The 16,235-nt window shown below is 66.8% G+C and carries 11 protein-coding genes and 1 tRNA gene; 10 read left to right on the top strand and 2 right to left on the bottom strand.

What is annotated here, in order from left to right; translation table 11 throughout:
- Positions 1-2: 2 nt before the first annotated feature.
- On the bottom strand, positions 3-2,453 hold the full coding sequence (locus tag HUK68_RS08095; protein WP_175503728.1) for a hypothetical protein: 2,451 nt from the start codon (positions 2,451-2,453) through the stop codon (positions 3-5).
- 309 nt (positions 2,454-2,762) lie between these two features.
- Here HUK68_RS08095 and HUK68_RS08090 point away from each other — a divergent pair, with 309 nt between their 5' ends.
- From HUK68_RS08090 to HUK68_RS08055, 8 genes are all read left to right on the top strand, one after another.
- Positions 2,763-3,482: a Crp/Fnr family transcriptional regulator gene (locus HUK68_RS08090; protein ID WP_175503727.1), complete on the top strand. Its 720-nt coding sequence runs from the start codon at positions 2,763-2,765 to the stop codon at positions 3,480-3,482.
- A gap of 20 nt (positions 3,483-3,502) precedes the next feature.
- The gene (locus HUK68_RS08085) at positions 3,503-4,594 is read left to right on the top strand and encodes a phosphotransferase (RefSeq protein WP_175503726.1); all 1,092 of its coding nucleotides are present in this window, start codon (positions 3,503-3,505) and stop codon (positions 4,592-4,594) included.
- A gap of 93 nt (positions 4,595-4,687) precedes the next feature.
- Positions 4,688-5,962, top strand: a complete 1,275-nt coding sequence (locus HUK68_RS08080; protein ID WP_175503725.1) for an acyl-CoA dehydrogenase family protein — start codon at positions 4,688-4,690, stop codon at positions 5,960-5,962.
- A 332-nt stretch (positions 5,963-6,294) separates the two neighbouring features.
- A complete protein-coding gene (locus tag HUK68_RS08075) occupies positions 6,295-8,034 on the top strand; it encodes a methyl-accepting chemotaxis protein (protein ID WP_175503724.1) in 1,740 nt (579 codons plus the stop codon).
- A gap of 128 nt (positions 8,035-8,162) precedes the next feature.
- Positions 8,163-9,267 (top strand): peptide chain release factor 2 gene (prfB, locus tag HUK68_RS08070; RefSeq protein WP_175503723.1). Its coding sequence is split into 2 segments (ribosomal slippage): positions 8,163-8,243 and positions 8,245-9,267, totalling 1,104 coding nucleotides; the frame shifts between segments, so codons are not numbered across the junction.
- Between the two features lie 12 nt (positions 9,268-9,279).
- A complete protein-coding gene (gene pepN / locus HUK68_RS08065) occupies positions 9,280-12,012 on the top strand; it encodes an aminopeptidase N (protein ID WP_175503722.1) in 2,733 nt (910 codons plus the stop codon).
- 96 nt (positions 12,013-12,108) lie between these two features.
- Positions 12,109-13,116, top strand: a complete 1,008-nt coding sequence (locus HUK68_RS08060) for a class 1 fructose-bisphosphatase (protein WP_175503721.1) — start codon at positions 12,109-12,111, stop codon at positions 13,114-13,116.
- Between the two features lie 12 nt (positions 13,117-13,128).
- Positions 13,129-13,204: transfer RNA gene (locus tag HUK68_RS08055), tRNA-Thr, on the top strand.
- Positions 13,205-13,377: 173 nt separating this feature from the next.
- Here HUK68_RS08055 and HUK68_RS08050 read toward each other — a convergent pair.
- The gene (locus tag HUK68_RS08050) at positions 13,378-14,280 is read right to left on the bottom strand and encodes a LysR family transcriptional regulator (protein ID WP_175503720.1); all 903 of its coding nucleotides are present in this window, start codon (positions 14,278-14,280) and stop codon (positions 13,378-13,380) included.
- Positions 14,281-14,409: 129 nt separating this feature from the next.
- Here HUK68_RS08050 and HUK68_RS08045 point away from each other — a divergent pair, with 129 nt between their 5' ends.
- Together HUK68_RS08045 and HUK68_RS08040 are read left to right on the top strand one after the other, a co-directional pair.
- Positions 14,410-15,273: a pirin family protein gene (locus HUK68_RS08045; RefSeq protein WP_175503719.1), complete on the top strand. Its 864-nt coding sequence runs from the start codon at positions 14,410-14,412 to the stop codon at positions 15,271-15,273.
- A 135-nt stretch (positions 15,274-15,408) separates the two neighbouring features.
- Entirely contained in the window at positions 15,409-16,098 is a 690-nt protein-coding gene (locus HUK68_RS08040; RefSeq protein WP_175503718.1) for a hydrolase, read from the top strand.
- Positions 16,099-16,235: the final 137 nt, after the last annotated feature.

The following is a 16,235-nucleotide window of genomic DNA, read 5'->3' as shown; positions in this document are numbered from 1 at the left end:
GTTCAACCGCGGCCGGGTTCGGGCTTGTCCTTGTCGCCGTCATCGGCCGGCGGCTTGGCGATCACCCGGTCGGTGCGCGCCGCATTCCAGGCCGAGAAGATGCTGTCGGGCGACTCGTCCTCTTCCCAGGGCGTGAGCTCCAGGCCGGACGCGGGCGGCAGCTTGGGATCGGCGGCGTTGAAACCAGGCACCTGATCGACACCCGAGCCGACGATGCTGCGCTTGGGGAACTCCTCCAGATCGAACGGCAGGGCCTCGACCTCGGGCAGGTCCAGCGGCTCGAAACGGCCGACATCGCTCAGGTCGATATCGAGCAGCGAGGGCACGGGCGGCTGCGCGGTGTCGGTGCTTTCCGTCGACAGCGGTGCCGAGCGCGCGAACGCGCCCTCGGGGACGTCGAACGTGGATGGAATATCCAGCGACAGCGGCTCCGGCGCCAGTACCGGCGGCACCGGCACCAGCGTCGGCACGGCGGTCTGGGCACGCTCGAGCGTGGCCCAGGGCGCATCCGGCGGCACCTGGCCCACACCCGTGCTCACCGCCGCGGCGGCCAGGGCCACGTCGGCGAGCGCAGACGGTGGTGTGGGCTGTGCTTCGGCTTCGGGTTCGGGCGCGGCGTCGGGCGTGGTGCGGATGCGGCCGACGGCCACGCCGCGCGCGCTCGCCGGCGTGGTGCGCGCCACGGCCTGCAGCAGCATCAGGTCATCGAAGGCCTCGAGGTCGAACAGCACGCCGCCCGGCTGGCCGGCATTGCGCAGCAGATACCCTTCGATCAGTTCGCAGACCTGCTCGGTGGGCCACTGCGCCTCGATGCGCGCCAGCAGTTCAGGGTAATGCGCGAGCGAGCGGCCGCGCTGCGCAAACTGCGCCATCTCGGGCACATGCGCGGCGAAATACTGCTCGAACTGGGTGCGCAGCGCGTCGTAGTCGGCGCGGCGGCTGAGCTGGTAGAACAGGCCCAGCAGCTCCAGGTAGGCCAGCGGCGAGGAATCCTGGTGTTCGTCGATATGCTTGCGCAAAACTGCAATGGCCTGCTCGTATTCGCCCACCGAGGTGAAGAATTCGGCCTGCTGGCGCACGTCGAACAGGTCTTCGGGCTTGACCAGTTCACGCGCATGGTGGACGGGCATGGGGTGGTAGTCGTGCACCTCGGAAGCGTGCAGCGTCGACTGCCCGAAATCTTCCTTGGCCGCCGCAAAGGCCGAAGGCAGCGAGGTCACGGTCACGGGCCCCGACACCGACGCGCCCTGAGCGAAGACGCCCGGAGAACTGCCGCCATCGTCGCCGCGCGCACCGCCACTGACCGAATGCAGCCAGGCGCTGGCCGGCGGAGCCTGCGTGAGGCTGCGCAGGCGCATCAGCAGCCACGCCAGCACGAGCAGTGCAATGGCCAGCGCCGCCAGCAGAGGAATGGTCCAGCTGCTGCCCTGGTCGGATTGCAAGGCCTCCAATTGGCTGCGCATCTGCGCCAACTGGGCGTTGTTGCGTGCCTCGGCCGCCCGCAGGGCCTTCATCTCGGCCTGCAGCGCCAGCAGCGCCGGGTCGGCGCCGGCCGCGCTGGAATCCGTGGGCGCTGCCACGGCGGCAGCGTCTGCGCCCGGCGCCGGGCTCGCGGCCATGGCCGGGGCCGCAGGCGCGGCGACGGGGGCCGCCGGGGCTGGTGCCCCCGCGGCGACGGCCGCCGGGGCAGCGGCCCCCGGGGCAGCGGCCGCGGCAGTGCTGGTCGCAGGGCTTGCAGACGCCGCCGGTGTGGGCCGTGCCGTCGCAGTTCGGCCCGTTGCCGCCCCATCCGCCGCATTGGGCCCCAGCCAGGCATCCAGGGGCTCCATGCGCAGGCGCGACTCGCCGGGTGTCGCCGGGGCCGCAGCCGACGCTGCGGGCACGGCGGGGGCAGCGGGAGGTTTGGGCGCGGGCTTGCGCGGGCGCGGTGCGGGCGCGGGCGCCGCTTCGTTTCTGGCGCTGGCGCTGGCGGCCGCTGGCGCCGGCGGGCGCGCACGCCGCGCGGGTTCGCGCGCCGCCACGGCGGGTGGCGTGGCGCTCAGTTGTGCAATATCGAGCGGCATGGCGCTGCGCGCCACGGCATCGGGGAGTTCCGCAAAAAAGGTATAGCTGCGCGACATCTGGCCGTCGCAGCCGGCCGTCAGCCTGACCACGACCACGGGCTCGTCGATCACGACCGCAGCGCGCACGCGCACCGCCGCGGGCTGGCCCGCCCGCGTCGACAGCGGCCGGACGCTGATGCGGCTGGCATCCACCCGGCGTTCGCCCATGACCACTTCGGCGGCCACGCAGGAAGAAGCTGCATCGAGGCCGGGGTTCGGCTCGAGCTGGAACACCAGATCCAGCGGCGCGCCCAATACCGCCTGGCCCTGGCTCTGCCCCAGCGACAACGCTGACGCGGTCAACGACAGCGCGAACAGTCCCACCCCGCCAAACGTGTTACGAATTTTCAAAGCAGCTTTCCCCCTGGCTTGAATTTTGGCATATACGGATGCCGCGGCGCCCCAAGCCGCATTTTTGCGGCTTTTTCCGGCAAAAGCAGCGCTGCTGCCGTCCTGAACGGTACCTGTCGCGGACAAACACCCGCCCGCCAGCACGCGCGCGCTGCGCGCAGCAAACGCCGGCGCAGTTATCCTTGGGGCGTCACACCGCCCGGTCGCTGCGCAGACACCCATGCGACAAGCAAGCCGACGGTCCGGCCCGCCACCCCCGGTCCCGCACGCGACAATCATCCCAGTCATCAGTCACGCAAAAGACAGGCCATGGACGACCCGATTCTTACTATCGAAGAACGTGAAGCGATCAACTCCGGTCGCTGGTTCACGTCTCTATCTCCTTCACTAAGGCACGACATTCTCCGATGCGCCTATGTCAAACGTTACAAGGACGGCACGCTGATCTGCGCACGCGGAGAGCCGCCCGAGGAATGGATTGCCTGCGCCAGGGGCGCGGTGCGGGTGAGCTCGACCTCGATTTCGGGCAAGCTCATCACGCTGACCTATGTCGAGCCGGGCATCTGGTTCGGCGATGTCGCGATCTTCGACGGCGACCGGCGCACGCACGATGCCTATGCGCATGGCGAGACCACCATCCTGTGCGTGTCCAAGGCCGATTTCAAGAAGATCCTCGCCACGCATGCCGAGTTCTCCGAAGCCATGCTGCGCCTGCATGCGCGCCGCATCCGCCAGCTTTACGGCCTGGTGGAAGACCTCAACACCCTGCCGCTGCGCGCGCGGCTCGCCAAGCAGCTGCTGCACCTGGTGCGCAGCTACGGCGTGCCCAGCCTGTCGGAGGCGCAGGAGATCCGCATCGGGCTGCAGCTTGCGCAGGAGGAGCTGGCGCAATTGCTGGGCGCCTCGCGCCAGCGCGTGAACCAGGAACTCAAGGCGATGGAGCGCGAGGACATCATCCGCATCGAGCCCGGCGGCCTGGTGGTGCGCGACCGGCCGACGCTGCTGCGCATCGCAGAAACCGACCATTGACTACAAGGACCCGCTGAGCCATGAGCAATTTCGACCACTTCGTAGGTACCCGTCCCCTCTCGGAGCAGCACGCGCTGGACACTGCGGCGCTGTCGGAGTGGCTGTCGCGCCATGTCACGGGCTTTGCCGGCCCGCTGAGCGTCGAGTTGTTCAAGGGCGGGCAGTCCAATCCGACCTACAAGCTGGTCACGCCCGGCCGCAGCTACGTGCTGCGCGCCAAGCCCGGGCCGGTGGCCAAGCTGCTGCCTTCGGCCCATGCGATCGAGCGCGAGTTCGCGGTCATGAAGGGCTTGTATGGCACCGACGTGCCCGTGCCGCGCATGTACGCGCTGTGCGAGGACGAATCGGTGATCGGCCGCGCGTTCTACGTCATGGAATACATGGAAGGCCGCGTGCTCTGGGACCAGTCGCTGCCGGGCATGGGCCCCGATGAACGTGCGGCCATCTACGACGAGATGAACCGCGTGATCGCGGCGCTGCACTCGGTGAAGTATGCCGAGCGCGGGCTGGCCGACTACGGCAAGCCAGGCAATTACTTCGATCGCCAGATCGCGCGCTGGAGCAAGCAGTACCTGGCCTCGGTGACCCAGCCCATCCCCGAGATGGACCAGCTCATGGCCTGGCTGCCGGCCCACATGCCGGCCAGCGCGCGCGACATGTCGCAGGTGTCGATCGTGCATGGCGACTACCGCCTCGACAACCTGATGTTCCATCCCACCGAGCCGCGCGTGATCGCGGTGCTGGACTGGGAGCTGTCCACCCTGGGCCATCCACTGGCCGACTTCAGCTACCACTGCATGGCCTGGCACATCCCGGCCACGCTGGGGCGCGGCATCGGCGGCCTCGACATCGCCGCGCTGGGCATTCCCGACGAGGAAAGCTACATCCGGCGCTACTGCGAGCGCACCGGCATCGCCTCGCCCGAGTCGCTGCGCGCCGACTGGAACTTCTACCTGGCCTACAACCTGTTCCGCATTGCCGCCATCCTGCAAGGCATTGCCAAGCGCGTCGAGGCCGGCACCGCATCGAGCGCCCAGGCCAAGGCCTCAGGCGACACCGCGCGGCCCATGGCGGAGTTGGCCTGGTCGTTTGCGCGCAAAAGCGGCGCCTGAACCCTTTTCTCAGACATACCGACGGCTAGCCCACGCGCCCGGCGCGGGCCGGGCTGCGCGCGCGATCTTCATTGCAACCACGAGGAGCTCTCCATGGACTTCGAATATTCGGCCAAGACAAAGGACCTGCAGGCGCGCCTGCAGCGCTTCATGCAGGAGCACATCTATCCCGCCGAAGCCGGCTACGCGGCCGAACTGGCGGCGAACACCGCCGCGGGCCGGCGCTGGAGCGCGCTGCAGACCATCGAGCAGCTCAAGGCCAAGGCCCAGGCCGCGGGCCTGTGGAACCTGTTCCTGCCCGTGGACAGCGCCGCGGCATCGGGCTACGAGGGCGCGGGCCTGACCAATCAGGAGTACGCGCCGTTGGCCGAGATCATGGGGCGCGTGCCCTGGGCGTCCGAAGTCTTCAACTGCTCGGCGCCCGATACCGGCAACATGGAAACCATTGCGCGCTACGGCGACGAGGCCAACAAGCAGCGCTGGCTCAAGCCGCTGCTCGAAGGCCGCATCCGCTCGGCATTCGCCATGACCGAACCCGAGGTCGCGTCGAGCGATGCCACGAACATCGGCACGCGCATCGAACGCCAGGGCAACGACTACGTCATCAACGGCCACAAGTGGTGGATCTCGGGCGCGGCCGATCCGCGCTGCGCGGTGTTCATCGTGATGGGCAAGACCGATCCCGAAGCCGCCAAGCATTCGCAGCAGAGCATGGTGCTGGTGCCGGCCGACACGCCCGGCATCCGCATCGTGCGCCCGCTCAACGTGCTGGGCTACGACGACGCGCCGCACGGGCATGTCGAGATGTACTTCGAGAACGTGCGCGTGCCGGTCGCGAACATCCTGCTGGGCGAAGGCCGCGGCTTCGAGATCGCGCAGGGCCGGCTGGGCCCAGGCCGCATCCACCACTGCATGCGCCTGATCGGCCTGGCCGAGCGCGCGCTCGAGCTGATGTGCCAGCGCGCCAGCTCGCGCACGGCTTTCGGCAAGACCGTGGCCCAGCAGTCGGTCACGCAGGAGCGCATTGCCGAGGCGCGCTGCCGGATCGACATGGCGCGCCTGCTCACCCTCAAGGCCGCGTGGCTGATGGACACCGCGGGCAACAAGGTCGCGCGCAACGAGATCGCGATGATCAAGGTGGTCGCGCCCAGCATGGCCTGCCAGGTGATCGACTGGGCCATCCAGGTCCACGGCGGCGGCGGCATGTGCGACGACTTCCCGCTGGCCTATGCCTACGCCACCGCGCGCACGCTGCGCTTTGCCGACGGCCCGGACGAAGTGCACCGCAATGCGCTGGCCAAATGGGAGCTGGGGAAATACGGCAGCTATGGCAAGGACGCGGACGTGCCGGTGACGCGCGGCAGCTGAGCCGGTGAAAGGGGCGCCCGGCGAGGGGCGCCCGGCATCAACCGTTCGTCCTGAGCTTGGCGCAGGGCAAGCTGTCGAAGGATGAACGGGCGACGGCTGCGGATACGACACTCCTCGACAAGCTCAGGGTACACACGGAGCATCCCGCGGGCGGCTCTTGACCCGCGTCATTTCCCAAACGCGCGCCCCGGATTCATTTTCCCTTAAGGGTTTGCTGGTAACGTCCGATAAGTCCTACAAGGAGATGCCGGAGCGGAAAGCCATCGGCCGCATTTCCCCGGTCCCCAACCCTTACCGAACCGCGCCGCGGCCTGGCCGCCATTTCCTCCTCCATGAAGTTCTTTCCTAACTTGAAGCTGGCCAACAAGCTGCTGCTTTCCTTTGCAGCCGTGCTGTTGCTGTCCGCCAGTGTCGCCCTGTTCGCGCTGTTCCAGCTCGACAGCGTCAACCAGACCTCCACCGACCTCACGCGCCAGGCCCTGCCCGCAGCGCGCTCGCTGCAAGACATCAAGTACCAGCTGCAACGCCACCGCGCGCAGATGACCCAGCACCTGCTGGCCGCCACGCCCGACGAGGCCGCCGGCTATGAAAAGTCCATGCCCCTGCTTTGGGACATCGTGAACAAGGAGCACACCGCCTACGCGCAGTTTGCCAAGACGCCGAAGGAGCAGGAACTGCTCGCCGAGATCGGCGCCGACCTCAAGCGCTACGCCGCCCATGCCGCCACCATCCTGCAGCTGTCGCGCGACGTGCAAAGCGAGCAGGCCGCCTACCAGCTGCGCGGCGACTCGCTCAAGGTCACGCTGGCGATCCAGGACAAGCTCGACCAGCTCGACAAGATCAACAACGAACGCACCGAGGCCATCAACACCCGCGGCGACGACCTCTACGAGGCCGCGCGCTGGTGGATCGGCGGCCTGCTCCTGGGCTCGATCGTGATCGGCCTGGCGCTGGCGCTGGGCATCGCCCGCGCGGTTTCGCGCCCCCTGCAGCATGCCGTCAAGCTGGCGCAGCAGGTTGCCGCCGGCAACCTCGGCAGCCGCATCGAGGTGCATTCGCGCGATGAGACCGGCCAGCTGCTGCAGGCCCTCAAGGACATGAACGGCAGCCTGCTGAAGATCGTCGGCCAGGTGCGCCAGGGCACGGACTCGATTGCCACGGCCAGCAGCCAGATTGCCTCGGGCAACCAGGACCTGTCCTCGCGCACCGAGGAGCAGGCCAGTTCGCTCGAGCAGACCGCGGCATCGATGGAAGAGCTCACGGCCACCGTGAAGCAGAACGCGGCCAGCGCGCAGCAGGCCAACCAGATGGCCAGCGCCGCATCCCAGGTCGCGGTGCGCGGCGGAGACGCAGTCTCCAAGGTCGTGCAGACCATGTCCGACATCAATGCCTCGTCGCGCAAGATCGTCGACATCATCGGCGTCATCGACTCGATTGCCTTCCAGACCAACATTCTTGCGCTCAACGCCGCCGTCGAGGCTGCGCGCGCCGGCGACCAGGGCCGCGGCTTTGCCGTGGTGGCCTCCGAAGTCCGCACGCTGGCCCAGCGCTCGGCCTCGGCGGCGAAGGAAATCAAGCAGCTGATCGACGACTCGGTGCACAAGGTCGAGGAAGGCAACGGCCAGGTCGAGCAGGCCGGCAAGACCATGGAGGAAATCGTGCTGAGCGTGCGCCGCGTGACCGACATCATGGGCGAGATCACGGCCGCGAGCCATGAGCAGACCCAGGGCATCGAGCAGGTCAACCAGGCCATCACGCAGATGGACCAGATGACGCAGCAGAACGCTGCGCTGGTCGAGGAAGCCGCCGCCGCCACCGATGCGCTGCAGGGCCAGGCCTCGGCGCTGCTGAAGGTGGTCAGCGTGTTCGACCTGGGCGGCGCGGCAGCCCTGCCCGCCTCGGCTGCGGCCGTGGCTGCACCCGCTGCCGTGGCCATTGAGCCCGCCGCCAAGCCCGTGGCGCCCCCGGTGCGCCCGGCCCCGGCAGTGCGCGCCGCGCCCGCGCCCGCCCCGGCCGCCGCGCCGCGCGCGCCCAAGGCACTGGGCAACGAAAGCGACTGGGAAAGCTTCTGAGCCGCGCGGGGCGGCCGCGCCCCGCGTTTTTTCCCGCATAAATGTCCCGCTCCCGGGGCTTTGCGCCGAACCATGCCCTGTGCATGAGAAAATCGCCGATTCATTCTCAAGAACACACAGGACGCATCATGGAAGCAGAACGCATCAACCTCATCGGCAACACCCTCGAAGATCTGACGCAGCGCGCGGCAGATCTACGGAGGTATCTTTGACTACGATGCCAAATACGAACGCCTGAGAACCGTCAACGCCTCGCTCGAAGACCCCGCCGTCTGGAATGATCCGAAGAAGGCGCAGGAACTGGGCAAGGAAAAGAAGTCGCTGGACGGCGTCGTGCTGACGCTGGAAAAGCTCGCCAACGAACTCGCCGACAACACCGAGCTGTTCGAGATGAGCCGCGAGGAGGACGACGAGGACGGCCTGCGCACGATCGAAGCCGAAACCGAGAAGCTGCGCCCGCTGGTGGAGGAACTCGAATTCCGCCGCATGTTCCGCCATGAGGCCGATCCGCTGAACTGCTTCATCGACATCCAGGCCGGCGCCGGTGGCACCGAAGCCTGCGACTGGGCCAGCATGCTGCTGCGCCAGTACCTCAAGTACGCCGAGCGCAAGGGCTTCAAGACCGAAGTCCAGGAAGAAACGCCAGGCGACGTTGCCGGCATCAAGAGCGCGACCATCCGCGTCGAAGGCGAGTACGCGTTCGGCCTGCTGCGCACCGAAACCGGCGTGCACCGCCTGGTGCGCAAGAGCCCGTTCGACTCCTCGGGCGGCCGCCACACCAGCTTTGCCTCGCTGTTCGTGTATCCCGAGATCGACGACTCGATCGAGATCACGATCAACCCGTCGGACGTGCGCACCGACACCTACCGCGCCTCGGGCGCGGGCGGCCAGCACATCAACAAGACCGACTCGGCAGTGCGTCTGACACACATCCCGACCGGCATCGTGGTGCAATGCCAAGACGGCCGCAGCCAGCACAGCAATCGCGACGTGGCCTGGCAACGTCTGCGCTCGCGCCTCTACGACTTCGAGATGCGCAAACGCATGGAAGAGCAGCAAAAGCTCGAAGACACCAAGACCGACGTCGGCTGGGGCCATCAGATCCGTTCGTATGTGCTGGACAACAGCCGCATCAAGGACCTGCGCACCAACGTTGAAATCTCCGCGACGCAGAAAGTGCTCGACGGCGACCTCGACGCGTTCATCGAAGCCTCGCTCAAGCAAGGCATCTAAGGGAGGAACATCATGCTGCGTGAAGGACAAGCGAAACCGACCCAACGTGCCGACTACCAGGCCCCTGCCTGGTGGATCGACACGGTGGACCTGACTTTCGATCTCGACCCGGCCAAGACCCGCGTGCTCAACCGCATGCGCGTGCGCCGCAACCCCGGCGTGCCGGCCCAGGCCCTGCGTCTCGACGGTGACGAGTTGAATCTCGCGCGCGTGATGGTCAACGGCGGCGGCACGTCATTCAAGATGGATGGCAGCGCGCTGGTGCTCGAGAACCTGCCCGCGGGCGAGGAGCCCGTCGAGCTGGAGATCTTCACCACCTGCTCGCCGGTCAAGAACACCAAGCTGATGGGCCTGTATGTGAGCGAGGGCACGTTCTTCACGCAGTGTGAAGCCGAGGGCTTCCGGCGCATCACCTACTTCCTCGACCGCCCCGACGTCATGGCGATGTATACCGTGACGCTGCGCGCCGACAAGGCGCAGTTCCCGGTGCTGCTGTCGAACGGCAACCTGGTCGACAGCGGCGATCTGGCCGGCGCGGGCAACGAGGGCCGGCACTTCGCGAAGTGGGTCGATCCGCACCGCAAGCCCAGCTACCTGTTCGCGCTGGTCGCGGGCCAGTTGGTGGCGCGCGAGCAGCGCATCACCAGCCGCGCCGGCAAGGAGCATCTGCTGCAGGTCTTCGTGCGCCCTGGCGACCTCGAGAAAACCGAACATGCGATGAACTCGCTGATGGCCAGCGTGGCCTGGGACGAAGCGCGCTTCGGCCTGCCGCTGGACCTCGACCGCTTCATGATCGTCGCCACCAGCGACTTCAACATGGGCGCGATGGAGAACAAGGGCCTGAACATCTTCAACACGAAGTATGTGCTGGCGAACCAGGCCACGGCCACCGATGTCGACTACGCGAACATCGAGAGCGTGGTCGGCCATGAGTACTTCCACAACTGGACCGGCAACCGCATCACCTGCCGCGACTGGTTCCAGCTGAGCCTCAAGGAAGGCCTCACGGTCTTTCGCGACCAGGAATTCAGCATGGACCTGGCCGGCACGCCCTCGGCGCGCGCCGTCAAGCGCATCGAGGACGTGCGCGTGCTGCGCACCGTGCAGTTCGCCGAGGACGCGGGCCCGATGGCGCACCCGGTGCGCCCCGACAGCTACCTCGAGATCAACAACTTCTACACCGTCACGATCTACGAGAAGGGTGCGGAGGTCGTGCGCATGATGCACACGCTGGTCGGCCGCGAAGGCTTTGCCAAGGGCATGGCGCTGTATTTCGAGCGCCACGACGGCCAGGCCGTGACCTGCGACGATTTCGCCCAGGCCATTGCCGACGCCAACCCCGGCAGCGAACTGAGCCAGCGCCTGGAGCAGTTCAAGCGCTGGTACAGCCAGGCCGGCACGCCCCAGGTCGCGGCCAGCGGCAGCTATGACGCCGCCGCCCAGACCTATACGCTGACGCTGCGCCAGAGCTGCGCGCCCACGCCCGGCCAACCCGAGAAGCTGCCGTTCGTGATTCCCGTCGAAGTCGGCCTGCTGACCGAGGACGGGCAAGCGCAGACCGTGCAGCTGCTCGATGCCGCGGGCGTGGCCCGCAGCCCCGCCGCCAGCTCCCTGCTGGTGCTGAGCGAAGCCGAGCAGTCGTTCCAGTTCAGCAACGTGGCGCTGGAGCCCGTGCCCTCGCTGCTGCGCGGCTTCACCGCGCCGGTCGCGCTGCATTACGACTACAGCGAAGACGCGCTGCTGACGCTGCTGGCGCAGGACAGCGATGCGTTCAACCGCTGGGAAGCCGGACAGCAACTGGCCCAGCGCATTGCCCTGGGCGCGATCAACAACCCGGCGGTCATCGTCGACGCCAACGGCGAGATCGCCGAGAACCTGCTGCCAGAGCGCTTCGCGCAAGCCATGCGCGAGGTGCTGCGCCATCCCACGCTGGACGCGGCCTACAAGGAACTGGTGCTGACCCTGCCCTCGGAAAGCTATCTGTCCGAGCAGCTCGAAGTCGTCGACCCGCAGCGCGTGCACGCGGTGCGCGAGACCCTGCGCCAGCAGCTGGCCGCGGCGCTGCAGGGCGACTGGGCCTGGGCTTGGGAAAACCACCGCGACTCGGGCGCCTACCGCCCCGATCCGGTCTCGTCGGGCCGGCGCGCGCTGACCGGCATGGCGCTGCACATGCTGTGCCTTGACGCGCGCCGCAGCGGCGATGCCGTGTGGCCGGGCCGCGCCTACCAGGCGTTCAAGGACGCAGGCAACATGACCGACCGCTTCAACGCGCTGTCGGCACTGGTCAACAGCGGCCACCCGCTGGCCAACGACGCGCTGGCGCGCTTTCACGCGCTGTTCAAGGGCGAAGCGCTGGTGCTGGACAAGTGGTTTGCGCTGCAGGCCGGGGCCACCGACCGCGGCGGCCAGATCCTGCCCGCCGTCAAGCAGTTGATGCTGCATCCGGACTTCCAGCTGCAGAACCCGAACCGCGCCCGCAGCGTGATCTTCAGCTTCTGCAACGGCAATCCCGGCGCGTTCCACCGCGCCGATGCCGGCGGCTACCGCTTCTGGTGCGAACGCGTGCTCGAGCTCGACGCCATCAACCCACAGGTCGCGGCGCGCCTGGCGCGCGCCCTCGACCGCTGGAAGAAGCTGGCCGAGCCCTACCGCAGCGCCGCGCGCGAGGCGATCGCGCGCGTGGCCGCGCGCCCGGACCTCAGCAACGATGTCCGCGAGGTCGTGACCCGCGCTTTGGCGGACTGACCGCAAGCCATCGCCCGGGCGCAGGCGGAAAGGCCGGCGTCCGGGTTTTTTGCGGCATCTGCCCTCCCCCTTTTTGATATCCCAAGGATTCCCGCCATGAGCAAACGTCCCAGTTTCACCCGCTATCTCGTCGAGCAGCAACGCGTCGACGGCCGCATCCCGCCGCAGCTGCGCCTGCTGCTCGAAGTCGTCGGACGCGCCTGCAAGCGCATCAGCTTTGCCGTCAACAAGGGCGAGCTCGGCGATGTCATGGGCTCGGCCGGCTCCGAGAACGTGCAGGGCGAAGTGCAAAAGAAGCTCGACATCATTGCCAATGAAGTGCTGATCGAAGCCAACGAATGGGGCGGCCACCTCGCGGCCATGGCCTCCGAGGAAATGGAAGGCATCTACGTGGTGCCCAACCGCTACCCGCAGGGCGAATACCTGCTGATGTTCGATCCGCTCGACGGCTCGTCGAACATCGATGTCAATGTCTCGATCGGCACGATCTTCAGCGTGCTCAAGAAGCCCGAGGGCCATCCCGGCGTGCATGACGAAGACTTCTTCCAGCGCGGCGCCGAGCAGGTTGCCGCGGGCTACTGCATCTACGGCCCCCAGACCACGCTGGTGCTGACGGTGGGCGACGGCGTGGCGATGTTCACCCTCGACCGCGAGCAGGGTTCGTTCGTGCTGGTGCGCGAGAACATCCGCATCCCGGAAGACACCAAGGAATTCGCGATCAACATGTCGAACATGCGCCACTGGGACGCCCCCATCAAGCGCTACGTCGACGAATGCCTGGCCGGCGAGGACGGCCCGCGCGGCAAGAACTTCAACATGCGCTGGATCGCCTCGATGGTGGCCGACGTGCACCGCATCCTCATGCGCGGCGGCATCTTCATGTACCCCTGGGACCAGCGCGAGCCCAACAAGCCCGGCAAGCTGCGCCTGCTGTACGAAGCCAACCCCATGAGCTGGCTGATCGAGCAGGCGGGCGGCGCGGCCACCAACGGCAAGCAACGCATCCTCGACATCAAGCCCACGCAGCTGCATGAACGCGTCAGCGTGATTCTTGGCTCAAAAAATGAAGTCGATCGCGTGACCAGCTATCATTCTGGTATATAATTTAATTCTTCAGCCGGTGTAGCTCAGTCGGTAGAGCAGCTCATTCGTAATGAGAAGGTCGGGTGTTCGATTCATCTCTCCGGCACCAAAATTTGATAGCAATATCAAGCAACAAAAGCCATCCTTCGGGATGGCTTTTTTGCGTCTGGCTTGAGATGCGGCGGATGACGAGCCGCTAGCCGTTGATCCGAACCCGGTGCAAGCGCGCGCACCGCAGTTCATGATGTCGATGACCGCGAGCCGGGCGTCGATGCAAGCGCATCAATCCTCCTGCAACGCCTCGAAACGCACCACCAGGAAGTCCACGAGCGCCCGCACGGCCGGCAGCAGGCCTCGGCGCGAGGCGAACACGGCATGGATGATCTCGCTGCGCGGCGCCCAGCCCGGAATCACGTGCACCAGCTCACCGCGTTCGATCTGCTCGCGCACCATCATCATCGGCAACTGCACCACACCCACCCCTTCCACGGCCGCCGCGCGCAGCGCCAGCATGTCGCGCGTGATCAGGCGCGGCTTGTGGCGGATGGCCGCTTGCGCGCCATCGGGGCCGAACAGATTCCATACGTGCTCATGCTGCGGCAGCCCCAGGTCCATGCTCGGCAAACCGGCCAGATCGGCGGGCACCTGAGGAACGCCTCCGGCCAGCAGCGTGGGACTCGCCACCAGACATTGCCCGCGCTCGGCGAGCACGCGCATCACCAGCTCACTGTCTTCTAGCGGCGCAGGCCGCACGCGGATCGCCACATCGATGCCTTCGCCCACCACGTCCACGCGCCGGTTGGTTTCTTCGAGGTGGATCTCAACGCGTGGGTGCGCGGCCATGAACGCCGCCAGCATTTGGGCGATGCGCGCATCGAGCAACGCCACCGGACAGGCCATGCGCACGATGCCGCGCGGCTCGGCGTGCGTGAGCGCGACGGCCTCGTCGGCGGCATCGGCCTCGACCAACATCGCCTTGCAGTGGCCATAGTAGGTCTGACCCGTCTCGGTGACGGCAAAGCGCCGCGTTGAGCGCTGGATCAGGCGTGTGCCCAGGCGCTCTTCGAGCAGCGCGATGCGCCGGCTCAGCTTGGATTTGGGCATGCCCAGGGCCCGGCCCGCGGGCGCGAAACCACCATGGTCCACTACTTGCACGTAGTAATAGAGATCGTTCAGGTCTCTCATCAGCAAAAACCTATCGTTCTTCAAATGGAACGCTGAAGCCAAAAATTGGCCTCTACCGCATTCATCGTTCAAATCATATTCTCTATCCATAGGCCAAGACCTTTGTCTCGGCAATGCAAGGAGATGAACATGAAGAAAGTGCTCGGTATCTACAGCGCCCCGCGTCCGCATTGGGTGGGCGATGGCTTCCCGGTGCGCTCCCTGTTCGGCTACAACGATCTGGGCAGGCACCTGAGCCCGTTCCTGCTGCTCGACCACGCGGCGCCAACGTCCTTCGAGCCCGCGGTGCGTCCGCGCGGTGTAGGCCAGCATCCGCACCGCGGCTTCGAGACCGTGACGATTGTGTTCCAGGGCGAACTCGAGCACCGCGATTCCACCGGAGCGGGCGGACGGATAGGCCCGGGCGATGTGCAATGGATGACCGCTGGCGCCGGCATATTGCACGAGGAGTTCCACTCGAAGGCCTTCACCGAGCGCGGCGGCACCATCGAGATGGTGCAGCTCTGGGTCAACCTGCCGGCAAAGGACAAGATGGCCGAGCCCGGTTACCAGACGCTGCTGGATGCGGACATCCCTTCGGTGGATCTGCCCGAGGGCGCGGGCCGCGTGCGCGTGATCGCCGGAGCGTTCGATGGGAATCAGGGTCCGGCGCGCACCTTCACGGCAATGGACGTCTGGGACTTGCGCATCCGCCAGGGCCGCGTGGGCCGGTTCGCAGCGCACGAAGGTCACACGCTCGCGCTGGTGGTGCTGCATGGCACGGTGCTGGTCAACGGCACCGCGGCGGGCGAAGGGCAATTGCTTCATCTTGACCGCGCCGGCAGCGCAGTGGAGATCGAGGCCAGCAGCGATGCCACCGTGCTGTGGCTGTCCGGCGCGCCAATCGACGAGCCGGTTGTGGGCTATGGCCCGTTCGTGATGAACAGTGAAGCCGAAATCCGGCAGGCCATGGGCGACTTCAACAGCGGACGCTTTGGCCAGATGCCCGCTTGAGCGCCAGCCCACCTTCCAAGTGGACGCCTGCATGCCTTTTCCGACGCAGGCTGCGGTTCGGTTCCGCCGCACCGGGGACACGCCTGCGTCCCACCCGCCCGCTTCGGGCATTTCTGCAAGCCAAGGAGATAGACCATGAGCACACCGAACACCATCGCCAACTTCAACGGCGCTCGCCCGATCATCGATCCAGACAATGCCGCGATGCTGCTGATCGACCATCAGAGCGGTCTGTTCCAGACCATCAAGGACATGCCCTTCACCGAGGTGCGCAGCAACGCCACCACGCTGGCCAAGGTCGCGAGCCTGGCCAAAATCCCGGTCATCACCACGGCCTCCGTGCCCCAGGGGCCCAATGGGCCGCTGATTCCCGAGATCCACAAATACGCGCCCCATGCGCAATACGTGGCGCGCAAGGGTGAAATCAACGCCTGGGACAACCCCGAATTCGTCGCCGCGGTCAAGGCCACGGGCCGCAGGCAGCTCATCATCGCCGGCACCATCACCAGCGTGTGCATGGCATTTCCGAGCATCGCGGCGGTGCACGACGGCTACCAGGTCTTCGCCGTCATCGATGCCTCGGGCACGTACTCGAAGATGGCACAGGAAATCACGCTCGCGCGGATTGTTCAGGCCGGTGTGGTGCCGATGGATACCGCCGCCGTGTGCTCCGAGGTGCAAAAGACCTGGAACCGCGAGGATGCGCTGCAATGGGCTGAGGCCTACAGCGCGGTGTTTCCCCCGTACCAGCTATTGATCGAGAGCTACGCCAAGGCACAGGAAGTGGCCAGGAACGGCGAGCAGCTGGATTCGCAGCGCACCTGAGAAATGGCGACAGGGGCAGGATGCCGGCAGGGCATTCGTGCCCGTGGCGCCTGCACGCGTACGCCGCCGGTGTGGACGGTGCTCAGCCGGAGTGGCCCGGGATTGCAAAAGCCAGGCGGCAGTGGACAATGACAGGT

The sequence above is a fragment of the Comamonas antarctica genome (assembly GCF_013363755.1).
In the GTDB taxonomy this organism is placed as follows: Bacteria; Pseudomonadota; Gammaproteobacteria; order Burkholderiales; family Burkholderiaceae_C; genus Comamonas; species Comamonas antarctica.
The sequence above is the reverse complement of the archived record's forward strand: the minus strand, read 5'-3'. Positions and strand labels throughout refer to the sequence as shown.